Below are 24,784 nucleotides of genomic sequence, written 5' to 3' on the forward strand. Positions count from 1 at the left end.
GGTCATGCGCAATTCTCGGTCCGACGTCGTCGCCGCCGCGCTGCTCGTGCTTGGCGAGCACGGACTCGAAGGCTGCTCGATGCGTCGCGTCGCAGCGGAGCTGGGGGTGCAGCCCGGAGCGCTCTACCATCACGTGCCGAACAAGCAGACGCTCCTGGCGCTCATGGCCGACGAGATCGTTGCCGATGTGGGGCGGACGAGCGGGCGGGGTGTCGGGCGCAACGTCGACGGGGTGTCCGCGGGTGCGCAGGTCGCGGCGGCGGGTGACCTCTGCCGCGCGCTGCGCTCCGCCATGCTGCGCGTGCGAGACGGAGCCGACGTGGTGGCGACCGCGGCGGCGTTCCGGCTGGGAGCTTCGCGCGTCGAAGCGGAGCTGGCCGACCTCGTCGGGCCATCGGGTGCGCGCACCCTCCTGCTCTACACCTTCGGTCACGCCCAGTCGACGCAGACCCGCCTGCAGGCACAGCTGTTCGGAGCGCTGGTGGGGGAGTCCGAGGCGTCCGAGTCGCCTGGCGCTGCTGGCGCGTCTGGTGGCGCCGGCGCGGTGGGGGAGAGCGCCGCAACGCTCGATGCGTCTTTCGACGAGGGGCTCGCGATCATCATCCGAGGTCTGCGCTAGTCGCGGCTGCGCTCCCTCATCCTCCCACCCCACCCCACCCGCCCCCACCCGCCCCTTCACCGAGATTGCGGAATGTGCGCTTTGAGGGGCCTCGAAAGCGCACATTCCGCAATCTCGGCGGGGGTGAGGCCGGGGTGAGGGCGGGGTGAGGCCGGGGCCGGGCCGGGGTGGGGCCGGGGTGGGGCCGGGGCCGGGCACTCAGGCCACCGTGAGGCCGCTGAGTAGACTGGGCGGGTATGCCGCGTCGAGCACGCGGCGGTCCGAGATCCCCACACGCCCCTTGGAGTTTCACACACATGGCCGAGCAGTCTCGCCTCGACAAAGTCATCTCACTCGCCCGCCACCGCGGGTTCGTCTTCCAGGCGGGTGAGATCTACGGCGGTTCGCGTTCGGCGTGGGACTACGGTCCGCTGGGCACCGCGCTCAAGGAGAACATCAAGAAGCAGTGGTGGCGCGCGATGGTCCAGAAGCGGGACGACATCGTCGGCATCGACTCGAGCGTGATCCTGCCCAAGCAGGTCTGGGAGGCCTCCGGTCACGTCGAGGTCTTCAGCGATCCGCTCGTGGAGTGCAAGAACTGCCACAAGCGCGAGCGCGAGGATCACCTCATCGAGGCGTTCGAGGAGAAGAAGGGCCGTGCGCCGAAGGACGGCCTCGCCGAGATCGTGTGCAAGAACTGCGGCACCCGCGGTGAGTGGACCGAGCCGCGCGCCTTCTCCGGCCTGCTGAAGACCTACCTCGGCCCCGTGGACGATGAGGCGGGTCTGCACTACCTTCGCCCCGAGACGGCGCAGGGCATCTTCGTGAACTTCGCGAACGTGCTGCAGGCCGCACGCATCAAGCCGCCGTTCGGCATCGCGCAGATCGGCAAGAGCTTCCGGAACGAGATCACGCCGGGCAACTTCATCTTCCGCACGCGCGAGTTCGAGCAGATGGAGATGGAGTTCTTCGTCGAGCCGGGAACCGATGACGAGTGGCAGCAGTACTGGATGGACGAGCGCATGCGCTGGTACACCGACCTCGGCATCAATCCCGAGAACCTGCGCTTCTACGAGCACCCGCAGGAGAAGCTGTCCCACTACTCGAAGCGCACGGCGGACATCGAGTACAAGTTCGGCTTCACCGGCGGCGACTGGGGCGAGTTGGAGGGTGTCGCCAATCGCACCGACTTCGACCTGTCGACGCACGCGAAGGCATCGGGCAAAGACCTCTCCTACTTCGATCAGGCGAAAAACGAGCGGTGGACGCCGTACGTCATCGAGCCGGCGGCGGGACTCACCCGATCGCTGATGGCGTTCCTCGTCGATGCGTACCGCGAGGAGGAGGTTCCGAACGCCAAGGGCGGCACCGACACCCGGACGCTGCTGGCGCTCGATCCGCGCCTCGCTCCCGTGAAGGCCGCGGTGCTGCCGCTCAGCCGCAACGAGAAGCTCTCGCCGCTGGCGAAGGAGATCGCCCAGGATCTGCGCGACGACTGGAACATCGATTTCGACGATGCGGGCGCCATCGGCCGCCGGTACCGTCGTCAGGATGAGATCGGCACCCCGTTCTGCGTCACGGTCGACTTCGATTCGCTTGACGACGACGCCGTGACGGTGCGCGAGCGCGACACGATGGAGCAGCACCGCGTACCGCGCAGCGAGCTCCACGCGTACCTCGCCGAGCGCCTGCGCGGCGCATAGTCGGGTTCCCGGTCAGGCCCGGGTCGGACGGAACAGACAGGAAGGGTCCGAGATGACGATCCCGCAACCGCCGGAGCCCGGCCGGTCGCAGTGGCCGGAGGCGGCCCAGGGTGCGCCGGGCGGCGCCGAACAACCGGCGACGCCGGCACCGCCGGCAGCAGCATCGGCACACCCCGCAGCAGCTCAGGCGCAGCCGTGGCCCTGGGTGCAGCGGAGGCGCTGGCAGACCGTGGAGACCGAGGAGCTCGAGTACCATCGGCTGTTCCGCGGCGTGACGGGGTATCGGTGGTGGAAGCCGCTGGTTGCCCTCGTGCTCGCCGCGCTGTACTACTTCACGCTGTCCCTGGTGTTCGGCATCGTCATGGGGCCGGTCCTGGTGCTCGCGACGGGCGTGCCGGTCGGCGACATGGGCGCGTTCATGGAGAGCTTTGAGCGGTTGACCGTGCTCGACACCCAGGAGCCGCTGTCGCTGGTGTTCACGCTCGGCTCGATCATTCTCATGATTCCGAGCGTGTGGCTGGCGCTGCTGAGCGTCGGCATCCGCCCGTTCGGCCGCGCGTGGTCGGTCGCGCTCCGGGTCCGCTGGGGGCTCGTTTGGAAGACGGCGGGTCTCGCGGTCGCCTGCCTGCTCGTGACGAATGGACTCAGCATCGCGGTGCAGGTGCTGTTCGTCGATTCCCCTCAGGAGGTGGCGGCCGAGATGCCGGACATCGACCTGACTGCAGCGCTGTGGTCGCTGCTCATCGTGGTGCTGCTCGTGCCGTTCCAAGCCGCAGCGGAGGAGCTGGTGTTCCGCGGCTTCTTCATGCAGGTGATCGGTTCTTGGCTGCGGAGCCCGTGGCTCGCGATCCTGCTGCCGACGGTGGCCTTCGCGCTCGCGCACATCTACGACGTCTGGGGCATGCTCTCGGTCGGCGTGATGGGGCTGATCGCGGCGTGGCTCACGTGGCGGACGGGAGGCCTCGAGGCCGCGATCAGCATCCACGTGGTGAACAACCTGATCGCGTTCGGGATCATGGCCACCGGCCTCAGCGGGTCGACGGCGCAGGAGGCCGAGACCGGCGGATCCTGGGTCTCGATCCTGGTGCAGGCGGCCGGACTGGGGCTGTTCCTCGTGCTCACGGTGATTGTGTTCCGCTCGGGTGGTTACGGACGCACGCGGATCGACTTGGTGCAGGTGCCGGCGACGGACCCTGAGCCGATTGTGGGAGAGCATCCGGCGCCGTCTGCCGGCCCGAGCCAGCACCAGGATCAGGCGGGCGGGTCCTCATCGTGATCGACGCCACCGTGACCGGCAGCAGCCTCTCCGCGCTCGCGGCGGCGCTCGATCTCGCCGAACTCGGCCTGCGAGTGCGCGTCGTCGACACCGGCGATGCGGATCAGGCTCGGGACCTCGCGGCTGCCGACGGCGATGGTGTGCTGCAGGACTTTCTGGATCACGTGGCCGCTCCGCTCGGTGGGGGCGAGGATCCCGACGAGCAGGCGTCTCCGCTCCGGGTGCCGCCTGCACCGGTCTGGCTGCCAGACGTGCGCGGCGGCTGGACCCGACAGCCTCTTCCGGCCGTCTCGGGGGTGCCTGCCGTGCCGCTGTCGCACGAGGCGCTGGCGATTCTCGGCGGGGGCGCCGCGTTCCGCGCCTACCTGGACCGGCTCAAGCCGCTCCTGACGATCGGCAAGACGCGCCGGTTGGGGACGCTCGTCGACAAGCGACTCGGGCCGCGGGTGCGGGAGCGTCTGGTGGAGCCGTTCGCGGTCGAACGGTTCGGTGTCGGTGCAGCGGACGTCGATGCCGCAGTCGCGGCGCCAGGACTCAACGAGGCGATGAGCCGGGCGGGCGCGCTGACGGGTGGTGTCCTCGCGGAATCGGAGCGGACCGTTGCACGTGAAACAGCCGTCGTGCCCGGAGGCGGGTGGTCGGCGCTTGATGCTGCCCTCAGGCGCAAGCTGCGCGCCTTCGCGGTCGAGTTCGTCGACGCGGGAGTCGCGTCGATCGAGCGGACCGAGGCGGGGTGGCGAGTGCACGACGTCGCCGGTGGATCGTTCGAGACGCGGGCGCTGGTGCTCGACGCCGGACGGCGCGTGGACGCCGCGTGGCCCGACACCGACGCCGAGACGGCGGAGGAACTCGACGAGATCACCGCGGCAGCGCGAACGCGCGTCCGCGCCCGACTGCGTGTGACCCCGCCCGAGGCGGTGCCCGAGCACGCGGGCCCGCTCCTGCAACGCGTCACCGTCGCGGGGCAGGGGAGTGCGCCGAGCAGCGTCCGCAACGAGGTCTGGTCGGTCAGGCTCGAACTGCGAGAAACTGGGCACTGGGTCGCCGAACTCGCCGGACCGTCGGAGGAGCCCGGACGCGAGCAGCCCCCGCTCCCCTCAGCGATCCTCGCCGAGCTTCTCGAAGCGGCTGGCGTGAGCGAAGCGCCCGGTGCCGAGTGGGATGTGCTGCGCGTAGCAGCCGAGACGCCGACGCTCGACGAGCGAACACGGCTGCGGAATGCCGTGTCGGCATTCGAGAGTCGTCATGCGGGATCCCTGCTGGTGGTGGGGCGCCGGGTGCACGGCGACTCCCTGGCCGAGGCGGTCAGGGCGGCCCGCGAGGAATCGGTGCCGCTGCGGCGGCACCTCACGGGGATCGCGGAGTAGCCACTGCACGAATACCGTATTGCTGTCAAGGAATATGACTCAGCGATCAGCAGCTGTAGGGTTGGCTGAGACGCACACACCAATCTCTGGAGGCAAGATGAAAGGCAAAGTCGCGTTCGTTCTCGGAGCTGCCGTCGGGTATGTGCTGGGAGCCCGTGCCGGTCGTGCCCGCTACGAGAAGATCAAGTCGGGGGCGAAGGCGGCCTGGGAGTCCGATCCCGTGCAGAACGGTGTTTCGATCGTCCAGGATGCTGCGACGGCGAAGTTCGAAGAGGTCAAGGCCGCTGCGCTCAGTGCGGGCAAGGATGCCCTCTCGACCGTGATCGGTTCCGCGAAGGGCGCCGCGAATAGCGTGAACTCCACCTCGGACTCGACTGGGGCTCAGTCGGGGAGCACCGGGAAGTCGGGGAGCACCGGGCAGCAGTCGAAGCGGGACGAGAAATGAGTCGTCGCTCCGACCAGCCGGGCACGTTCGAACTCCTCGCGAAACTGCCCCACCAGATCATCCAGCTCGTCAAGCTCGAGATCGCGAATGCGAAGCGCGAGGTCACGGCGAAGGCGAAGAAGCTCGGGATCGGCGCGGTCGCCGTGGTGGTCGCCCTGTTCTTCGTGTTCTTCGCGCTCGAGGCGCTCGTCGTCGCGGCGATCGCGGGCGTGGCCGTCGTCTGGCCCGTATGGCTGTCTGCTCTCGTCGTCGCGGTCGGCCTGCTCGTGCTCGCGGGGCTCGCGATCCTGGGCGGCATCCTGCTCATGAAGAAGAACGTTCCCGTGCCCACGGAGACCCTCCACCGCTTCGAGGACGATGCCAAGGCCATGTCCGAGGTGCGCATCAACGCGGAGGATCCGCCTGCTGCCGGCGGCAGCGAACTGCCCCGGGTCGGGGAGAAGGGAAACTGGCGATGAGTCACGAGCGAGTCGAGAGCGTCACCGAGACCGAAGCGGTGCGCGCTGAACTGTACGACACCCTCGCGCATCTGCGGGACCGCCTGAACTACGCGCGACGCTTCGACGATGCCGTAGCCCGCGCGAAGGCGCGAATGGCGACGCAGCAGCGGGAGAACCCGCTGGGGTTCGCCGCGGGAGTCGCCGGGGCCTCAGCGATCGCGGGGCTCGCCGTCTGGAAGATTTCGGTGGCTGTCGCCCGCAAGTTCGCGGAATGAATCGGCGACCCGAGCGACCGTAACACCGTCGATCGGGTCACATTTCGATTGCGTTCCCCGTCGTGGGGCGCCGCGTTTTGCGTCTAGCGCGGCACGGGGTAAGAATAGGGTTCAGCGGAAGCAGAGCTTTCTGGGCTGCGACCGGCGTCTCACTTCTGAGTCGCCGGAGCGTTCCGAGTGTGGTTCGAGCGAGTGAAGAGGAGTCTATGTCGGCTGAGGCGAAACCGCTCAGCGGTCTCCGGGTCCTCGTGCCTCGCGGTGGTACCTGGGGTGAATTGGTCTCCAAGGCGCTCCGCGAACAGGGCGCGAGCACAGTGATCGCTCCGCTTGTGGACTTTGGTCACACGAGCGAGGAGGACAAGCTCGTCGACGCGCTCCACCGCCTCGAGGCAGGCGAGTTCCAGTGGATGACGGCGACGAGCGCCACGGTCGTGGACGTGCTGGCCCACCACCAGGCGGTCATTCCGAAGCACACCGAGGTCGCGGTCGTCGGTGAGGCGACGCTGCAGGCTTTCGAGGCTGCCGGCTACGAGGTCGCTCGCACGCCGCAGGACGGCGACAACACGACCGAGGGTCTGTTGAAGGTGTGGCCCGAGATCGAGACCGATGAGGTGCTGAAGGTGCTGACGCTGCGCTCCGACGTGGCGAAGCCGGTGCTGACGGAAGGACTCATCAGTCGCGGGCACGATGTGACGCAGGTCGTCGCGTTCCGCACTGTCGGTGTTCCGGCCTCGGTGCACATCCGCGAAGACGTGCAGTCGGGCCGCATCAACGCGCTGCTCATCGCATCTCCGGCGATCGCCCGGGAGGTGGCGAAGCAGTTCCCCGAGATCCCCGAGCACACGATCGTCGCGTGCGTCGGCCCCCACACCCACGAGGCCGCGATCGATTCGGGCGTCAGGCACACGGCCGAGCACGTCGAGTCCGAGATGAAGCACGCGCTCATCGAAACGGTCGAGTCGGTGATCGATCAGAGCGATATGCTCGACTAGTTCACCCCGACCGGGCAGACTGGAGTTCATGGCAAGACTCCAGGTGCACGCAGATCGGCTCGTCATCCAGCTCACCCGCGCCGAGCAGGTGCTCGCGATGCATCGGGGCGACCTGGTGATCGATCGGTCGCGCATCACGTCGGCGATCATCACCGACGACCCCTGGGTCTGGCTGCGCGGCTCCCGTGTGCTCGGCAGCCGCATTCTCGGACGGACCGCGTTCGGCACGTGGCGGCACCTCTCCGGGAAGGACTTCGCACTCCTGCGGAAGGGGCGCCACGCGGTGGTCATCGATCTCGAGGAAGCCCCGGCCGGCGCTCCCGAGGGGTTCGACGATCACGTGCGCGTCATCGTCTCCACCGGGCACGCCGCGGATCTGGTGCGCGCCCTCCGGCTCGAGCAGCCTGGCGAGAACGGCGTCTTCACCACCGAGACGCCGTAGCGCGAGCGGCTACGACTGCAGCAGCCAGGCCGCTGTGGCGATGACCGGGAGAGAGGCGAACGTCGTGACGAGCACGGTGTCCCGCACCATGATCTCCGCGCGCTGATAGGTGGCCGCATAGTTGTAGACGTTCTGCGCAGTCGGAAGCGAAGCGATGATCGTTGCGACGAACGTCTCATGGGCGGACAGCCCGAATGCGACCGAGAGCCCCCACGCGGCGAGCGGCATGAAGAACAGCTTGATCCCCGTCGCCGTGAACACCGCTGCGCGTCCACTGCCGCGCCGGAGTGCGCGCTGCCCGTGCAGGGAGATCCCGAAGCTGAGGAGGACCATCGGTATCGCGGCGCCCCCGATCATCTCGATCGGTGCGAGCGCGATCTCCGGTACGGGGATCCCGATGAGCGCGAACGCGAGGCCGGCCAACGACGCGAGGATGATCGGGTTCGAGGCTGCCCGCCCGAGCGCCAGCAGCGCCCCGCGTTGATTGCCGCGCGTCGTTTCCAGGATGGCGAGGATGGTGGGGGCGAAGAGAATCAGCTGCACCAGGATCAGCGGTGCGACGTAGGCGGCGTCGCCGAGGATGTAGACGGCGACCGGCAGACCGAGGTTGTTCGAGTTGACGTATCCGGCGCACGTGGCCCCGAGGGTCGTGGCGCCGATGTCGCGCTTGAACCAGAGCCGCGAGGCCGCAACGAAGACACCAGCCGCGAGGACCGCGGAGACGGTCGTCACGAGGATCACGGGCGACACGATGATCGAGGGGTCGCTGCGGTGCAGCACCGTGAAGAGCAGGGCGGGGGTCGCGACGGAGAACGCCACACGGTTGAGGACGAGTCGCTGCTCGCCCTTGACGACCCCGAACCGGCCGGCGAGATACCCGACGCCGATGACGCCGAGGATGACGGTGAACCCCTGGATGATGCCGAGCATCAGTGCCCCCTGAACGCTTCTGCGAGCCACCAGGACCCACCGTCGTCGGCGATCCGGGCGTCGATGACGATCGGGGGCACGCGTTCGCCGCGCGCTCGCCGCTCCAACCAGTCGGTGAGCGGGGCGAGATCCTCCACCGCGCGCACCGTCACCCCCTCAGCTCCGAACCCGTGAGCAATGGCCGCGATGTCCGTGGGAGGGAAGACCACCGTGGAGAGATCCTCCTCGCGGCCGAAGTGGTGAACCTCCGCCCCGTAGGCGTCATCGTTGTAGATGATCGCAACGAGGGGGATCCGCAGGCGCACAGCCGTCTCGAGCTCCGCGATCGCCATGAGCGTGCCCCCGTCGCCAGCGCCGAGCACCGGGAGGCGATCAGGCCTGGCGATCGCGGCGCCGATCGCGGTCGCGAGGCCGAGCCCGACGGATTGGAACGCCTGGGTGAAGCAGAAGCCGAACTCGTCTGGCACTCCAAGATACGCGGAGGGATAGCCCATGAAATTGCCCGAGTCGACCGCGACGATGCGCTCGGGCGGGAGAAGGCGATCCAGGTGGGCGCTCAGGAGCCGTGGGTCGATGCGCTGCTCACCGCCCGGGATCTCCGGGAGTGCCGGATCGATGGGCACGTCGGTCCAGCGGGATCCTGCAGCGATGCGCTCGCGCACCTCGCTGGTGCGGTATGTGGCGTCCGAGGCCGGTCCGGAGGGGGTGCGGTCGCGGAGCAGCGCGGTCACGGCGCGCGCGGTCGCACCGGCGTCGCCGACGACGCCGAGGTCGACCGGCCGGTGGAGCCCGAGGGCCTCAGCCTCCACGTCGACCTGGACCACAGTGGCAGCGGGAGCGATGAGGCGCCCGTGGCGCGTGGTCCACATGTTGAGGGCGCACCCCACTCCGACGATGAGATCGGCTGATGCGATGAGGTCAGCGCTGACGGGTGATGCGAAACCCCCGGAGATCCCGAGCGAATAGGGGTCGCCGGCGAAGAGACCATTGGCGACCGCCGAGGTCGCGAGGAGCGCGCCGCTCGCCTCCGCGAGGTCGCGCAGCGGACCCGATGCGTCCCTGGCGCCGCGGCCGGCGATGAGAACGGGGCGACGGGCCGCCTGCAGTGCGTCAGCGAGCGCCGATACGTCTCTAGGGGCCGGTTCCCGCGGAGCCGGTGGAGGCGGTGCGAGGAGGGTCTCGAGCGTCGCGAGTGCCTCGGCGGGGGCGGAGGCGGACTGCACGTCGAGCGGGAGGTTGAGCACGACCGTCCGGCGATCGTCGCGAGCCGTGACGAATGCCGCGACGACCTCGTCGAGCGCCGTCTCCGGACTGGTCACGCGATGGGACTCAGCGGTGAGAGCGCGACCGAATCCCGTCTGATCCATGGCGAAGTTGGAGCGCGCCCCGCCGGCCTCCGCAGCGAGCACGATCACCGGGGTGCGGCTCTTCGCCGCCTCGCCGATGCCGGTTGCGGCGTTCGTGAGACCGCACCCCTGATGCACGGACACGAGCGCGACGGTCCCGCTCATGCGTGAGAAGGCGTCGGCCATGGTTGCCGCCCCGCCCTCGTGCCTGGCTGCGGTGACGGGAACCCCCGATGCGCGGAGCGCGTTCGTGACGTGGAAGTTCCCGGATCCGACCACCCCGAAGCAGTGACCGGCGCCCAGGCGGGCGAGCGCCCGCCCGACGAGCACCGCGACGGATGCCGTCTCGGCGGCAGCGGCCCCGGTCACCGGGTCGCGGCTTCGACCAGCGCGTACACGCGAGCCGGACTGCCCGTACCGCCCACGATGGGGAGCGGGGCGACGATGATCGCTGCACCCTTCGGGGGGAGCTCGCCGAGATTCTGGAGCGAGGTGATGCCGTACTTGTCTGCGCCGAGCAGGTGGTAGTGCACGGGGAAAGGCGGGATCAGCTCCGCACCGCGCCCCGCGTCGATGCCCACCGTCTCCACGCCCACCCCGGAGATCTCGGACCGCCCGGCGAGCCACTCGGCGCATGCCGCCGTGAATCCCGGAGTGTGCGACCCCGTCGTGTCTGCGTTGAGGAATGCTCGCTCGTCCTCGGCGTAGCGATCCCAGCCGGTGCGGAGCAGCAGCCAGGTACCGGGTTCGAAGGTTCCGTGCGTCTCCTCCCACGCCTGCACGTGCGGGATGTCGAGAAGGAAGTCTGGGTTCTCCGTGGCCTCCGCCGTGAAATCGAGCACGGCGGCCGGTCCGACGAGGCGCTCGGGCGGGAGCTGCGAGACATCGTGCCCGTCCCTGCCGCTGATCCAGTGGACGGGCGCATCGATGTGCGTGCCGACGTGCTCTCCCGTGTGAATGTTCGCGTGCTTCCAGAACGGGCCGGGCTCATCGTAGGCACTGACCGTCTCGAGCGAGAAGTCGATGAGGTTCGCGAACGGCTCGGGGAGCCGCAGCGCAGGTGTCGAAGCTTGGAGACGGTTCGTGAGGTCGACGACGCGGAGCGAGCCAGACCCGATGGCCGACAGGAGTTCGGGAATGAGCGTCATGGGTCCTCCTCGGCGGGGTCGGGTACTGCCTCCAGCCTAGCGCTCGACTGGAATCAGGGGTCGACCGGCGGCACGGCGAGACGGTAGAGCACTTCGGGCCTGCCCCGGGCACCGTAGCGGTGCGACAGGGAGATCGCGCCCGAGCGCACCAGGTGATCGAGATACCTCCTGGCGGTGGCGCGCGAGATCTGGCAGCGCTCAGCGAGCTCGTTCGACGAGGTCGGCCGAGTGTGGTCGAGTGCCGCGAGGACTTGCCGGAGCGTCACCTCCGAGATCCCCTTCTTCGGCGTGATCACCGGGATCCCCGACGTCGAGGTCGGTGCACCCGCAGCGTCGGTCGCTCCGCCGCCCACGGGCCGCGCCACCGAGATCGGTGCCGTCCGCGGGTCGACTCGTCCTACGCCGAGCATCCGATCGATGTCGCCCTGTCCGAGCAGATGGTCCCGCTCGGCCGGCGCATCACGGTCCCAATCTTCACGCAGCGACCGGAGCCTGGTCGCGAGCGCCTCCTGCGTGAACGGCTTCACGAGGTACCCGACGATCCGAGCCGACAGAGCCTGCCGCACCGTGACCTGATCGCGGGCGGAACTGATCACGAGCACGGCGGGAGCCGTGCTCGGATCCTGATGGAACTGGTGGAGCACCTCGATGCCGCTGATGCCCGGCATCTGCATGTCGAGCAGCACCAGGTCCACGCCGCCCCGCCGCACGCGGGCCACCGCGTCCTCACCCGTGCCGGCAGTGCCGACGAGCGCGAACCCCGGCGCCTCATCGACGAAGCGCCCGTGGAGTGCGCGTGCCCCGGCATCGTCGTCCACGACGAGGGTCCGGATCGGTGCGACGCTCATCGCTGCTCCTCGGCGCTTGCCGACCACGCCGGCATCCGCATCTCGAAGGAGAATCGGGCGCCCCCGAGCGACGATTCCCCGATCTCAACGGTGCCCCCGCGGTCGGTGACGAGGCGGCGGACCAGGTTCAACCCGATGCCGCGCCCCACACCGCTCCGGTCGGGTTTCGACGAGAATCCGAGCGAGAACACCTGCGACCGCTGCGCCGCATCGATGCCGGTCCCGTCGTCGTCCACCGTGCCGTGGACCGAATGCTCGGTCTCGACGAGGTGCAGGCGTACGCGCGACGCCCCGGCCTCGCCCGCGTTCCGGCACAGATTGGTGATCACCAGCATGAGGTCGTCATCGGGAGGGGTGCGGAGGTCGACGTCGGCGCTGAAGGTGGTGCCGAGATCGGCGAGCTCTGAGCGCAGGGCCTCGGTCACGGCGCGGATCAACGGATGCATGTCCACGCCGTCGTCGGCGGTGGCGGTCTGCACCGGTGCGATGTCCTCGATGTAGCGCAGTGCCTCGCCCGAGTCGCCGTGCGAGATGAGCCCGTGGAGCACGTGCAGGCGGGTGCGGAACTCATGGGTCTGCTCGCGCAGCAGAGCAGTGGTCGACCGCTGATGCTCCATCTCGCGCGTCATCTCGTCGGCGCCGCGGAAGCGCCGCCGGACCGCGGCGCTCACCAGAGTGTTCGCGAGCGTGCCGACGAGGAGCGCGCCGATGATCCAGGGGAGCAGGTCGGCCACCGCCTCGCCGAAGTCCTCCGAGATGCGCGACTCCAGAATGCCGACGGACAGGATGCCGATCACATTGCCGTCGTCGTCGAGCACCGGGGTCTTGGCGCGGAGGGTGAGCCCGCGCGTACCGGCTTCGGTGTCGACGTAGGTCTCCCCCGCGAGCGCGCGCGAGGGGTCGGTGGAGACGGGTTTGCCTCGCTCGGCGGGGGTCGGGTGGGTGATGCGGATCCCCGCGTCGTCCGTGATCACGACGTAGTCGACGCCGGCAGCGCGCTGCACCACATCGGTGAGGGGTTGCAGCTCGGCCGTCGCGGTCTCACGATCTCGGAGGACGGCGTCGCGCACTTGGTCGAGTTCGGCGAGGTGGGTGGCGACGTCGACAACCCGTTCGGTGGTCGCCGCCCGAATGCTGTGCTCCTGCACCGAGACCGCGATCGCCGCCGTGATGCCCACGCACAGCAGCACGATGATCGAGGGCAGCAGCAGCATGCCGAGCCGCGCGATGCGCCCGCGAGGACGCACGGGGGCGATACCCATGAGCCGTCCCCCTCCGCCGCAGTCAGCACTGAATCCGTGCAGCCCAGTGTACCGAGGGGGTGGGCCGGCCCGCCGTGTGGCCTCGCCGCTCAGACTCGCCGCTCAGCCCAGGACGGGACGATCGGTCAGTCGCGGTCCTGTTCCCAGATCGATCCGAGCCGATGCACGCGGAGGCTCGTCACCTCAGCCCTGCCGGATTCGGCGGTCAGCCGAATCGACTTCGGTCCCTCGGCGGGGAACGCGAACGAGCTCACGGCCGCGACGCCGTCGTTCACGAACACCTCGACCGAGGCCCGATCAATGAGGACGCGGAGTCGCAGCCGCTCGGTTCCTGCGGGCACCGGGGCCGCCCGATATCCGCGAGGTCCTGCACCCGCAGCGCGCCGGTCGACAGCGACCCGTCCGGAGAGGTCGTCGAAGGAGACGAGCGTCTCGTGCCCGTCCACCGTGCGGTTCACGGCCAGGCTCACGCGCTCGGCATCCGTCCGGGTGAGATCGAGTTCGAGCTCCACTTCGGCTCCGTCGACGTCGTCGAGCAACAGCCGGTCTTCTTCCGCGGAGAGCGAGACCTCACCCAGGTCCGTACTGTGGATACGCAGCTGCTCCAACTCCTCGACGGGTCGCTGGATGAGGCGCAGATCGTCGTCGAGCGTCAGCTCGCGCGGCACGGTCAGCTGCCCGTTCCAGCCGTCCTCGACCGAGGGCAACGGTGACCCGAACTGCCCCATCCAGCCGAAGACGATCCGGCGCCCATCCGGCGCTTCGAAAGTCTGGGGCGCGTAGAACTGCGCGCCCCAGTCGACCGGTCGGTAGTCGGTGAGCTGCACGAACTCGCCGCCCGGCGTCCAGTCGCCGACGACGTATCCAGCATTGTGCTGGTTCCGCGCCTGGTAGCCGGACGGTGAAGGCCCCATCGGGCAGTACAGGATGACCCACTTCACCCCGTGCGCTGTCTCCAGTGGGAACATGTCGGGGCACTCCAGCATGAACGCCTCCGGATTCGGATCCCGGAAGAGCACGCGCGCGAATTCCCACTCCCACATGTCCTGCGACGTGTACAACCACACCTCGCCGCGGTGCTCGGCCGAGCACGCGCCGAACACCATGTACCAGGTGCCGTCGGTACGCCAGACCTTCGGATCCCGGAAGTGGAGGAGGTCCTCCGGGCAGTCCACGATGACGCCCTGCTTCTCGAACGTGACACCGTCGTCGCTCACCGCCATGCACTGGACCTGCAGATTGCCCTCGGCCTCGTCGACGCCGTTGCGCCAGCGATGACCGGTGAAGTATGCGATCAGCCGATCGTCATCGCTCACCACGGCGGACCCGGAGAAAACGCCGTCACGGTCCTCGAGTACGCTCGGCGCCAGGGCGATCGGTTCGCGTCTCCAGGTCACGAGGTCGGCGCTCGAGACGTGGCCCCAGTGCATCGAGTCGTGCACGGGAGCGAACGGGTTGTGCTGGAAGAACACCTGGAAGCGCCCCCGGAAGTGGGAGAGTCCGTTCGGGTCGTTGATCCACCCGGCCGGTGCCGCGATATGGAACTTCGGATACCAACGGTCCACGCGCTGCGCGCGCAGTTCGCGATTCGCGGTTTCGGCGTGCTCGATCTGCTCACGCATCGGTCTGCTCCTCTCGGGCCGGCTTGATCTTGATGACTTCGACGGCTTCGGTGAGGGGATCCCCGAACACGTCCTCGTCGTCTCGTTTCAGAATGAAGAACGCGATGACACCGGCGACGAGCACGATGCCCGAGATCAGGAAGAACACGGGCTGGAACCCGAGCTGATCACGCAGGGCGCCGAGCGGGGTCGAGAGCACGACGTTGCCGACCTGCGAGGCGATCTGGAACCCGACCATGTAGAGCGTCGCGGAGAGCGCCGAGTTGAAGTGCAGCGTGAAGTACCGGAAGATCGCCAGGATGAAGAGCGGGACCTCGATCGCGTGGAACATCTTGATGACGGAGACGACGGTGGGATCGGTGAAGACGGCCGACCCGAAGATGCGCAGGCTCATGACGAGGATCCCGAGCATGAGTGTGTTCCGGACGCCGATCTTGCGCATGAGGATCGGGATCACCCCCATCATGATCGCCTCGAGAAAGACCTGGGCGGAGTTCAGCACCCCGTAGACCTGATTTCCGAGCTCCTGAGTCGCGAAAAGACCGGTGTAGAACCCCGGGAACATCTGCTGGTCGTACACGGTATAGAACGTCCACGTGAAGAGGACGACGCCGATCACCGCCCAGAGCGCCGGCAACTTGAGCAGTCCGACCATCTCACGGAATCCCGGGGTCGCGGGCTGAGCACGCTCCTCCGCGAGCTCCGCGGCGACGGCGCCGGCGGTTGCATCGCTCGGACCGGGCTCCGTGCCAGTCGCCTGGGTCGTGCCAGCCACTGGCCGTTCGGTGGTGGCGGAGAGTTCGGGCGGAAGCTTCCAGAACAGCTGGATCAGGAGACAGGCGACGCCCAGCACTGAGGACAGTACGAAGTTGAGGTTCGGATCGATGTTGAACAGGATTCCGGCGAGCAGTGCGACGATCGCGTACCCGAACGAGCCCCACATGCGGGCCTGCCCGTACTCGAAACCGTAGGTGCGGCTGAACCGCTCGGCGAGCGCTTCGAAGAGCCCGACCGCGGCCATGAATCCCGCGGAGAGGACGACCGCGCCGACGACGACGCCGATCATGAATGCGTTCTCGAGGAGGGGCTGGTACACGAAGATGAAGAACGGTGCCGTGGCCGCCATGCCGATCGAAGCGATGATGGCGAGCGTGCGCTTCGTGCCCAGCCGATCCTGCAGCGTGCCGTACACGAACATGACCGCGAGCGTCGCGAGCGAGTTCACGGAGTAGATCGTGCCGATCTCCGTACCGTCGAACTGCAGCTCGTTGCTGAGCCAGATCTGGAAGAACGACCACCAGATGCCCCAGGAGCCGAAAAAGAGCAGGAGCGTGAGGGAGCTCTGCATGTACGAGGTGTTCCGGAATGTCCGGGTCATCGATGTCATCTGTGACCGCCTTCTGTGAAATACGGTGTCGGCTCCGTTGCTCGATACTGACAACGTTGTCAATTTTCGGTAGAGTTCATTACCGACGAATGACGACAGCATGACAAAGAAGTTGCGAAAGGTCAAGAGAGCGCTGCTGTACGGCTGATGAGGGGAAGCTCACGGTGTCCGGGGCCGAACCGGTACATCCCTTTGGCGGCGCTCCGGCACTACAGTGGGGGCGGGGAGGTCTCGACGATGGTTCAACACGAAATCGCAGCTGCGAGCAATGATCGACCGACGATGCGCGACGTCGCAGCGCTCGCAGGTGTAGGGATCAAGACCGTCTCCCGGGTCGTGAACGACGAGCCGAACGTCTCCTCGGAAACGAAGCAGCGGGTCCGTCGCGCAATCACTCAGCTCAACTATCAACCCGACATCAATGCGGGGAACCTGAAGCGGTCGGACGGTCGGACGGGCGCCATCGGTCTGCTGGTTGGCAACGTTGCCAACCCCTTCTCGGGTGCGATTCACCGTGCAGTGGAGACAGAAGCGCGGAGGCGCGGGGTCGCAGTGTTCGCTGCAAGCCTCGACGAGGATCCGTTGAAAGAAGCTGAGACGGTCAGGGGATTTCTACGCCGCAGGGTCGACGGACTGATCCTGACCACGGCGACCGCCAATCAGAGATACCTGCTCCCCGAGATTCAGCGCGGGGTGCCCATCGTCTTCATCGACCGCGAAGCGCGGGGCATCAGCGTCGACGCGGTCGTCACCGAGAACCGCGCGGGCGCCGCAATGGCTGCGCGGCACCTGCTCACTCGCGGGCATCGCCGGATCGCTTACCTCGGCGACGACCTCATGCTTCAGACGGCCGGCGAGCGGCTCGCCGGGTTCCGCGACGCCCTCGCCGAGGCCGGATCCACTGCAGAGATCCCCCCGCTCAACGGCCCGATGAGTGTCGTCTCCGCCGAAGCGGCGATCGGCACTCTGCTCGACGCTCCGGAACCGCCGACGGCGATCCTCACCGGACAGAATCTCGCGACCATCGGTGCCGTCCGAGCGCTGCACGCCCGCGGGCTCGAGCACCGCATCGCGCTCGTCGGGTTCGACGACTTCTCCTTGGCCGATCTTCTCTCGCCAGGGGTCACCGTCGTGGCTCAGGACCCTTCGAGCATCGGCGCGCGAGCGGCCCAGCGGCTCTTCGCGCGGCTCGATGGGGACACCGGGGCCCCTCAGACGGTCCGGCTCCCGACCAGTCTCATCGAACGCGGTTCGGGCGAGATCAGCCCGGGCCCCCAGCCTCCTCGGAAGGGAATCACCTCATGACGGCACCCGAAGTCCTCGTGATCGGGGAGGCGCTCATCGACATCGTGCGGCGTGAGGACGGCCATCGGGAGTATGTGGGCGGCAGCCCCGCGAACCTCGCGATCGGCACCGCACGGCTCGGACATCGGACGCAGTTGCTGACACACATCGCCCGCGATGAGCGCGGGGAGAGGATCGCGAGGCACGTCCGCGACGAGGGCGTCGACCTGCACGAGCGGTCATGGTCTGCGCGGCGCACGTCGACCGCGGATGCGGAGATCGGCCCCGACGGGTCGGCGACGTACCGGTTCGACCTCAGCTGGGAGCTCCCGCGCGGACTCGACACGGCAGCGTCCGTCGTCCACACCGGTTCGATCGCGCTCTTCGTCGAACCGGGAGGAGCGGCGGTGCTCGACCTGCTCGCGTCGCTCCCCGCATCGACGCTCGTGACCCTCGACCCGAATGTGCGTCCGTCGTTGCTGCCCGACCACGCCGACGCGCTCACCCGCTTCGAGGCCGCCGCGTCCAGGTGCGACCTCGTCAAGTTGAGCGACGAGGACGTCGTGTGGCTTTATCCCGGTCGCAGCCTGGAGCAGGTGCTCGCGCACATTCGGGCGCTCGGCCCGGCGATCGTCGTGATCACACGTGGTGCGGACGGCGCCGTAGGCGATGCGGGGAACGGGGCGGTGGGCGTGCGTGCCTACGCCGGAGGCGTCGTCGATACCATCAGTGCGGGTGATTCGTTCATGGCGAGCCTCGTGTCGAGCCTCCTCGAGCTCGGGCCGGACGCGATGGCGTCCCGTCTGCCGGGCGCACTGGATCGCGCGGCGCGCGCCGCCGCGATCGCGGTGTCGGTCGCGGGAGCGAACCCTCCGACCCGTGCGGCGCTCGACGCCTACGCGGGGGAGCGCCCCTTCCACGCGTCGGCGACGGAGGAGAGGGCCCAGTAGACGATACCTGCGAGCGGCCAGACCAGCCACGAGACGCCCCAGCTGTTCCCGAGGAAGCTCCACGCGAGATAGGTCGCAAGCGTCAACGGCCAGAGCACGGCCTTCAGCACGCGGATCGCCGGGGGATCAGGGGTGTCGTCGTCGACGGCGTGGGGGTCATGATCGTCCTCCAAGGTCTCGGCGACGCCCGCCGGCCACGCGGTGGGCAGGAAGATCGCGAGTCCGAGCGCGACGAGTAGCAGCGTGCCGGGAACGCCGATGCCCGCGAGTTCGCGCGGCCACGGGGCGTCGCTGTCGGCGAGCACCCCGCTCGCGATCGTCGGGATCGGGCTCAGAATCCAGCAGCCCACCGCGATGACGAGGGCGCGGGCGCGCCTCCCCTCTGCAGACTCTCTGACTTCAAGCGCCCAGGCGGTGACGGCGGGATCCTCCTCGAAGCGACCCTCGATGAGGCGTCGGTGCGGCCGGAGCACCCGGCTGCGTCGGAGGACGACGCTGACCCCGAGGAACACGAGGACCGCGAGGAGGAACAGCCCGATGAGGCTGGACACCGCGTCGGTGAGCGCGAACCCGGGGAGCGCTGAGAGAACGGGGAGCGCGATGAGCGCCGTCGGCGAGAGCACGAACAGGATGACCGCGACGGTGAGGAGTCGCTGCGCACGACGCGCATCCTCGGCGAACGCCCGCGCTTCATCGAGAGTGACGGGGGCGAGTCCCGATGCTGGCGGTGGCTGGAACGCCGGCTCCGGATCCTGGATGGCCGCCGGAGCCGACTGCGGCCCGGGTGGTGCTGGCAGCGCTGATGGGGGCGGGATGTCGAGGCTGTCGGTGTCGATGGGCTGCGTATCCGCCGATGTGTCGATGGCGGCGCGCGGCCCGTCACCAGCGGCGTGCGTCGCTGCGGGTGCAGGGGCGTGCGCGCTGGCGCGGGCGAGTTCCTCGGCGATGCCGAGCCTGGGGGCCATCTCGTCGAGGTCGCCGTACTCGGCGATCGCCCGCGCGACGGCTTCATGCTCGGAGAGTCCGGACGCCCTGGCGTCGGCGCTCGCGGTCTCCATGAGCGCCTGCAATTGCGTTCTCGCCTCTCGCATGCGCGTGGTGGCCGGGTGCGGTGCGAAGAGGGTATCGAGGTAGGAGGTGATGACGTCCACAGCGGGTCTCCCTTATGTCGGCGCTTCGTCGCGCCGGTTCACAGTTCGGCCGACGACGTTCGTCGAACAACGTGTGGTCATCCTATGAGGGAACGGGGTGGGATTGACAATCGGGACCGGGGGTGGGTAGGTTCATTAGTGAAGTAATGAACCAGCGAAGAGGAGTTCCGAGTGTTCGACGAAGACCGGCCGATATTCCTCCAGCTCGCCGACCGGATCTCAGGCGAGATCCTCCGAGGCGTCTACGCGGAGGGGGAGCAGGTGCCCTCGACCAACGAACTCGCGGCGCACCTGCGCATCAACCCCGCGACGGCGGGGAAGTCGCTCAACCTGCTCGTCGACCGCGAGGTCCTCTTCAAGCGCCGCGGCCTCGGCATGTTCGTCGCCGAGGGCGCGAGGGCACGCATCGCCGGCGCCCGTCAGCAGGGTCTCGTCACGGCGTTCATCGACCCGCTCCTCGATGAGGCGGCGGCGCTCGGCCTGGACGCCTCCGCCATCACCGACCTCGTCGCGGAACGGGCGCGCACCCGCACCGACATCCACGCAGCAACCCGAAACCCAGAGGGGGGATCATGACCATCGCGATCGAAACCCGAGGCCTCACCCGCAGACACCGCGGCACCCCGGCCCTTGAAGATGTCAGCCTGCAGATCCGAAAGGACACCATCACCGGTCTCCTCGGCCGCAACGGGGCAGGCAAGACCACGTTCATGTCGCTCGTCACGGCACAGGATCGCCCGACCTCCGGCGAGGTCAGAGTCTTCGGCGAGCAGCCCTTTGAGCGGGCGGCCACGCTCGAGCAAATGTGCTTCATCCGCGACAACCAGCGCTACCCCGACGACTACCGAGCCAAGCACGCGCTGCGCGCGGCGCGCATGTTCTACCCGAACTGGGACCAGGCACTCGCCGAGGAGCTCGTCGACGCCTTCCGCATTCCGCAGAAAGTGGTGATCAAGAAGTTCTCGCGGGGTCAGTTCTCCTCGCTCGGGATCGTCATCGGGCTCGCATCGCGCGCCCCGGTCACGTTCTTCGACGAGCCCTACCTCGGACTCGACGCGACGGCGCGCACCCGCTTCTACGACGTGCTGCTCCGCGACTATGCCGAACATCCGCGCACCATCATCCTCTCCACGCACCTTATTGACGAGATGGACCGCCTCCTGGAGCACGTCGTGATCCTCGACGACGGCCGAGTGGTGCAGGATGCTGCGATCGACGACCTGCGCGGCACCGCTCACCAGGTTTCCGGCAAGGCGGAGGCCGTCGCCGAGTACACGGCGAACCTTCGCGTGCTGCGCCGACACCGCGTCGGAGGTCTCGCGACCGCGGTGGTCGAGGGACGACTGACCGCGACGGATCGCGAGCGGGCAGGGCTGCTCGGTCTCGAGTGCACGTCGGTAAGTCTGCAGGAGCTCGTCGCCGCCTACGGATTCGACGACGCAGACGTCGAGCACCAGCCCGACGAACTCGCGGTCCAGCCCGAAGCGACCGCCGCACCCGCAACGAACGGAGCCTAATCATGCAACGCGCACTCAACGTGACCCGCCTGCACTTCGTCAAACCACTCGTCTCGCTGGGGACCCCGCTGCTCATCGTGGCCCTCGTGCTGGTCGTCACCTGGATCATCGCCGCGATCCTCATGCGCGCCGGACTCGATCCCGCAAGTGCCGAGTATGCGGACGGCGCGCGTCAGAACCTCGGAATGGTGTGGTCGTTGCCAGGCTTCCTCGTGTACTTCGGCGTCCAGGCGGTCGCCACGACCTTCCCCTATGCGCTCGCGCTCGGATCGTCGCGCCGAGCGTACGTACTGGGTACCGCACTCGCCAACGTGACGATCGCGGCTTACGTCACGGTCATCATGACCGCGCTGCTCGCACTGGAGCTGGCGACGAACCACTGGTTCTTCGGTGCCTACGCGCTTGATAACGTCGCGTTCGGCAACGGCAGTTTCGGCGTCCTCATCCCGGCCGTCTTCCTGGGAACCCTGGTCGCGCTCAGTGTCGGAGGTGCTTTCGGTGCAGTGTGGGTCAGATTCGGTGCCAAGGGCCCGACCATCGTCGCGCTCGCCGTCGTTCTCTTGCTCGTGATCGCGCTGCTCATCGTGGTGCCGCAGATCAACGAGATCGTGGCGGGGATCACCCGCCCGCGCGTCGCGCTCGTCGCGGTCGTCGTCGCCGCCGCCGCGATGTTCGGCACCTGGTTGTGCATGCGGCGGACCGCCGTGCGGTGAGTCATCGGCGCACATCAAGATAACGATCAAAGTCGACATCTCGGCCGCCCGGTTCTTATGCTGGTGCCGTGGCGGCCGAGACGACGTACAACGACAGTGCACCCCAGAAGCCCCGGGGAGGGTCCCGGATCGCGCTCTGGGACAACGCGAGGTTTCTGCTGATCGTCCTCGTGGTGATCGGGCACCTGATCGGCACGGCCCGTGATGACGGCGCGGCCGTCTACGGCGTCTACGCCGGGATCTATCTCTTCCACATGCCCGCCATGATCCTGCTCTCCGGAGTGTTCGCGAAACCTGAGGTGACCACGAAAGCCGTCATCTCCACGGCGCAGCTCCTCGCGACCTGGTTGGTATGGGAGGGGATCTGGTTCGTGCTCAACCTCTTCGGAGATGGAGAAGGACCGGGCCAAGGGTTGCTCATCTCGCAGGCCTGGACGCTCTGGTTCCTCGTCTCGCTCGCGACGATGCGGATCATCTTCCCCTATATCGCCCGCCTGCGGTATCCGCTGACCACTTCCGTGGTGATCGCTCTGCTCGCGGGCGTCAGCCCGACGATCGGCGCGGAGTTCTCAGCCTCGCGCACGCTCTGCCTGCTGCCGTTCTTCGTGCTCGGATGGCAGCTTCGCGAACGGGGGTGGAGCGAGCAGCCTTGGCTTGCGCGCCCGACGATGCGAGTGCGCGCGATGGCGTGGGCCGGCATCGCGGCGGTCGTCGTGGCCTTCTTCGCTCTGCCGGATCTCCGGAACCAGTGGGATGTGCGGGCGTGGACGCTCTGGAAGGACCACTACGGCGAACTCTTCGCCAATGCGGCCCCGTTCGGCTTCGTTCCCGAGGACCTCGGAACGATGATCGCAAGCGGCATGGTCATAAGATTGGCGCTGCTGATGATCGCCGCGGGATTGACGCTCGCCCTGCTCATCGTCACACCGCGCGGTACTTCACGTATGACCGCCTGGGGCGCGCAGACGCTGACCGTCTATCTGCTGCACGCTCCGGTGGTGTGGGCGCTGCGCAAATTCGGAGTGGTCGACGCGCTCGGAGAGTGGGGCATCTGGGGACTTGCGATCCTCGTCGCCATCAGCGTCGTCATCGCGATCGTCTTCTCCACGCGAACGATCGCGCGCTTGTTCCGCCCGCTCACGACGCCCAGGATCGACTGGCTCTTCACTCGCTGACGAGCAGCTGGTGCTGGGCGAGCTCCCGGTAGAGCGGCACCGTCTCGACCAGCTCGTGATGTGACCCGACTCCCACGACGCGTCCCTCGTCGAGCACGACGATGACGTCGGAATCGACGACGGTCGAGAGGCGATGCGCGATCACGACAAGGGTTCGCCCGGTCGCGACCGAGTCGAGGGCGTCGCGCATCAACCGCTCATTGACGCCGTCGAGGCTGGCGGTCGATTCGTCGAGCAGCAGGATCGGCGGAGCCGTGAGGAGCGCTCGCGCGATGGCCAGCCGCTGCTTCTCGCCGCCCGAGAGCATGATGCCGTGCTCGCCGACCTGCACGTCGAGCCCCGATTCGGCGCGGGCGTTCGCCGCGGAACGGGTGACGAGGTCGTGCAGGTTCACGGCGCGCAGCACGCGTTCGCACGCCGCATCGGTCGCGTCAGGGGCGCCCAGACGCAGGTTGTCGCGGATCGTGCCCGCCAGTACAGGGGCGTCCTGCTCGACGTAGCCGAGCTGCGATCGCAGTTCGCCACGGTCCAGGGTGCGGAGGTCTGCCCCGTACAGAAAGACCGCCCCGTCGTCGGGGTCGTAGAACCGCTCGATGAGGCCGAGAATCGTCGACTTGCCGGCGCCGGAGGGGCCGACGAGCGCGACGCGCGACCCGCGCGGCACCGTGAACGTCACCCCGTGGAGAACGGGTGTCTCGACGATCTCGGGTGCGGCTGCCTCGGCGTCGCGCTGTCCGCCGCGCTTGCTCGTGTTCACGAGCGACCGCGCGTCGGCGCGATCGGGTGCCGCGGAGCGATAGGTGAAGTGGACGTCGTCGAATCGGATCGCCGCCGCGGACTCGTCGGTCGCCTCGGCGAGCGGAACGATGCGCCCGGCGGGGGAGAGCTCGAGATCACGGGCGGTCTCGGTGGGCAGATTCGCGATCTCCTGGATCCGCCCGAGGGCGCCGAGCGCCTGATTCACCGCCGAGATGGCGCCGATCGCCTGCCCCAGCGGCATGACCATCAGGAACAGGAAGATGATGAACGTGACGAGCTGCGAGATCTCGATCGCCCCGATCGCGACGCGGTACCCGCCGAGGCCGAGCACCAGCAGGAAGGACACCTGCATCGCGAGGAACGAGATCGGCACGATGACGGCGGAGATGCGCGCCACTTTGAGCCCGAGCACATACGCCTCGGTCGCGTCCCGCTCCGTCGACTCCTGCTCACGCAGTGCCGCTCCTGCAGCGCGAATGGTGCGGATCGACGTGATCGACCGATCCACCTGCGCCGCGAGGTCGCCGACCTTCTCCTGCGCCCGCGCGACTGCCGGCCGGATCCGCGCCGACACGAGCACCACCACGATGAGCGCGACCACGACGACGCCGAAGGTGATCCCGAACAGCATCGGGTCGATGATGAGCATGCCGACGAGAGCGCCGACGAAGACGAGCACACCGCTCATCGCCTCGACGAATCCCTGAGTGAGGACCGCGCGCAGGAGCGTCGTATCGCTGCCGATGCGCGAGACGAGATCGCCCGTACGTCGGCGATCGAACTGCGAGATGGGCAGGTGCAGCACCTTCGCGATCAGACGGCGCCGACTGGTGAGCACCACGCCCTCGCCCATGCGCTGCAGCACGTAGTGCTGCAGCCCGGCGAGCACGGCATCAACGATGATGATCGCGGTGAGGATCCACAGCAGGCCGGCGAGCGCACGGCCAGCCTCGACGTTCGCGATCACCTGGCCGAGCAGCACCGGCTGGACGAGCGATGTCGCGGCACCGATCACCCCGAGTCCGAGGGCGAGCGCGAGGGCGCCGCGCTGCTCGAACAGGTAGGGGAGCAGCTCCTTCAGCGACGCTCGGGGGCCGCGGGGTCGGTCGTCTGGGGTCACGTCAGCCACACCCTCCAGCGTAGCCCCCCACATC

General features: G+C 68.2%; 24 protein-coding genes. 15 read left to right on the top strand and 9 right to left on the bottom strand.

Annotation, left to right across the window (positions count from 1 at the left end; all coding sequences use genetic code 11):
• Positions 1-4: 4 nt before the first annotated feature.
• From K8P10_RS00455 to K8P10_RS00495, 9 genes are all read left to right on the top strand, one after another.
• Complete coding sequence (locus tag K8P10_RS00455) at positions 5-619, top strand: TetR family transcriptional regulator (protein WP_224779841.1); 615 nt, start codon at positions 5-7, stop codon at positions 617-619.
• Between the two features lie 296 nt (positions 620-915).
• A complete protein-coding gene (locus tag K8P10_RS00460; protein WP_224779842.1) occupies positions 916-2,301 on the top strand; it encodes a glycine--tRNA ligase in 1,386 nt (461 codons plus the stop codon).
• Positions 2,302-2,353: 52 nt separating this feature from the next.
• The gene (locus K8P10_RS00465) at positions 2,354-3,577 is read left to right on the top strand and encodes a CPBP family intramembrane glutamic endopeptidase (RefSeq protein WP_224779843.1); all 1,224 of its coding nucleotides are present in this window, start codon (positions 2,354-2,356) and stop codon (positions 3,575-3,577) included.
• On the top strand, positions 3,574-4,944 hold the full coding sequence (locus tag K8P10_RS00470) for a hypothetical protein (protein ID WP_224779844.1): 1,371 nt from the start codon (positions 3,574-3,576) through the stop codon (positions 4,942-4,944). The genes K8P10_RS00465 and K8P10_RS00470 overlap by 4 nt, the downstream gene beginning before the upstream one ends.
• Before the next feature lie 97 nt (positions 4,945-5,041).
• Positions 5,042-5,389, top strand: a complete 348-nt coding sequence (locus K8P10_RS00475) for a YtxH domain-containing protein (RefSeq protein ID WP_224779845.1) — start codon at positions 5,042-5,044, stop codon at positions 5,387-5,389.
• Entirely contained in the window at positions 5,386-5,847 is a 462-nt protein-coding gene (locus K8P10_RS00480; RefSeq protein WP_224779846.1) for a phage holin family protein, read from the top strand. Before K8P10_RS00475 ends, K8P10_RS00480 begins: the two co-directional genes overlap by 4 nt.
• The gene (locus tag K8P10_RS00485; protein WP_224779847.1) at positions 5,844-6,104 is read left to right on the top strand and encodes a hypothetical protein; all 261 of its coding nucleotides are present in this window, start codon (positions 5,844-5,846) and stop codon (positions 6,102-6,104) included. Before K8P10_RS00480 ends, K8P10_RS00485 begins: the two co-directional genes overlap by 4 nt.
• 206 nt (positions 6,105-6,310) lie before the next feature.
• Positions 6,311-7,096 carry a uroporphyrinogen-III synthase gene (locus K8P10_RS00490; RefSeq protein WP_224779848.1) on the top strand — a complete coding sequence of 262 codons (786 nt, stop codon included), beginning with the start codon at positions 6,311-6,313 and terminating at the stop codon, positions 7,094-7,096.
• Positions 7,097-7,124: 28 nt separating this feature from the next.
• Positions 7,125-7,538, top strand: a complete 414-nt coding sequence (locus K8P10_RS00495) for a hypothetical protein (protein ID WP_224779849.1) — start codon at positions 7,125-7,127, stop codon at positions 7,536-7,538.
• Between the two features lie 9 nt (positions 7,539-7,547).
• Here K8P10_RS00495 and K8P10_RS00500 read toward each other — a convergent pair whose 3' ends face one another.
• The 7 genes from K8P10_RS00500 to K8P10_RS00530 form a co-directional block, all read right to left on the bottom strand.
• Positions 7,548-8,468, bottom strand: a complete 921-nt coding sequence (locus K8P10_RS00500) for an AEC family transporter (RefSeq protein ID WP_224779850.1) — start codon at positions 8,466-8,468, stop codon at positions 7,548-7,550.
• A complete protein-coding gene (locus tag K8P10_RS00505; RefSeq protein ID WP_224779851.1) occupies positions 8,468-10,183 on the bottom strand; it encodes a thiamine pyrophosphate-binding protein in 1,716 nt (571 codons plus the stop codon). Before K8P10_RS00505 ends, K8P10_RS00500 begins: the two co-directional genes overlap by 1 nt.
• Entirely contained in the window at positions 10,180-10,962 is a 783-nt protein-coding gene (locus K8P10_RS00510; protein WP_224779852.1) for a cyclase family protein, read from the bottom strand. Before K8P10_RS00510 ends, K8P10_RS00505 begins: the two co-directional genes overlap by 4 nt.
• Before the next feature lie 53 nt (positions 10,963-11,015).
• The gene (locus tag K8P10_RS00515) at positions 11,016-11,810 is read right to left on the bottom strand and encodes a response regulator (RefSeq protein ID WP_224779853.1); all 795 of its coding nucleotides are present in this window, start codon (positions 11,808-11,810) and stop codon (positions 11,016-11,018) included.
• The gene (locus K8P10_RS00520; protein ID WP_224779854.1) at positions 11,807-13,072 is read right to left on the bottom strand and encodes an ATP-binding protein; all 1,266 of its coding nucleotides are present in this window, start codon (positions 13,070-13,072) and stop codon (positions 11,807-11,809) included. The genes K8P10_RS00515 and K8P10_RS00520 overlap by 4 nt, the downstream gene beginning before the upstream one ends.
• Positions 13,073-13,197: 125 nt before the next feature.
• Positions 13,198-14,694 (bottom strand): glycoside hydrolase family 32 protein, encoded by a 1,497-nt coding sequence (locus K8P10_RS00525; protein WP_224779855.1) that lies wholly within the window; start codon positions 14,692-14,694, stop codon positions 13,198-13,200.
• Positions 14,687-16,081, bottom strand: a complete 1,395-nt coding sequence (locus K8P10_RS00530; protein WP_224779856.1) for an MFS transporter — start codon at positions 16,079-16,081, stop codon at positions 14,687-14,689. The genes K8P10_RS00525 and K8P10_RS00530 overlap by 8 nt, the downstream gene beginning before the upstream one ends.
• Before the next feature lie 237 nt (positions 16,082-16,318).
• On the opposite strand from K8P10_RS00530, the gene K8P10_RS00535 reads away from it, so the two are divergent.
• The gene (locus K8P10_RS00535; protein WP_224779857.1) at positions 16,319-17,386 is read left to right on the top strand and encodes a LacI family DNA-binding transcriptional regulator; all 1,068 of its coding nucleotides are present in this window, start codon (positions 16,319-16,321) and stop codon (positions 17,384-17,386) included.
• On the top strand, positions 17,383-18,315 hold the full coding sequence (locus K8P10_RS00540) for a carbohydrate kinase (RefSeq protein WP_224779858.1): 933 nt from the start codon (positions 17,383-17,385) through the stop codon (positions 18,313-18,315). The genes K8P10_RS00535 and K8P10_RS00540 overlap by 4 nt, the downstream gene beginning before the upstream one ends.
• Here K8P10_RS00540 and K8P10_RS00545 read toward each other — a convergent pair.
• A complete protein-coding gene (locus tag K8P10_RS00545; protein ID WP_224779859.1) occupies positions 18,261-19,466 on the bottom strand; it encodes a hypothetical protein in 1,206 nt (401 codons plus the stop codon). The two genes, K8P10_RS00540 and K8P10_RS00545, sit on opposite strands and share 55 nt — an antisense overlap.
• A gap of 171 nt (positions 19,467-19,637) precedes the next feature.
• Here K8P10_RS00545 and K8P10_RS00550 point away from each other — a divergent pair, with 171 nt between their 5' ends.
• The 4 genes from K8P10_RS00550 to K8P10_RS00565 all read left to right on the top strand — a co-directional run bounded on the left by K8P10_RS00550 (position 19,638) and on the right by K8P10_RS00565 (position 22,871).
• Entirely contained in the window at positions 19,638-20,042 is a 405-nt protein-coding gene (locus K8P10_RS00550; protein ID WP_224779860.1) for a GntR family transcriptional regulator, read from the top strand.
• Positions 20,039-20,983, top strand: coding sequence for an ABC transporter ATP-binding protein (locus K8P10_RS00555; RefSeq protein WP_224779861.1), 945 nt, complete (start codon positions 20,039-20,041; stop codon positions 20,981-20,983). Before K8P10_RS00550 ends, K8P10_RS00555 begins: the two co-directional genes overlap by 4 nt.
• Positions 20,984-20,985: 2 nt before the next feature.
• On the top strand, positions 20,986-21,696 hold the full coding sequence (locus K8P10_RS00560) for a hypothetical protein (protein WP_224779862.1): 711 nt from the start codon (positions 20,986-20,988) through the stop codon (positions 21,694-21,696).
• Positions 21,697-21,764: 68 nt separating this feature from the next.
• The gene (locus tag K8P10_RS00565; protein WP_224779863.1) at positions 21,765-22,871 is read left to right on the top strand and encodes an acyltransferase family protein; all 1,107 of its coding nucleotides are present in this window, start codon (positions 21,765-21,767) and stop codon (positions 22,869-22,871) included.
• On the opposite strand, the gene K8P10_RS00570 is transcribed toward K8P10_RS00565, so the two are convergent.
• Entirely contained in the window at positions 22,861-24,759 is a 1,899-nt protein-coding gene (locus K8P10_RS00570; protein ID WP_224779864.1) for an ABC transporter ATP-binding protein, read from the bottom strand. The two genes, K8P10_RS00565 and K8P10_RS00570, sit on opposite strands and share 11 nt — an antisense overlap.
• Positions 24,760-24,784 lie beyond the last annotated feature (25 nt).

This window comes from Leucobacter sp. Psy1 (genome assembly GCF_020096995.1).
Taxonomy (GTDB): domain Bacteria; phylum Actinomycetota; class Actinomycetes; order Actinomycetales; family Microbacteriaceae; genus Leucobacter.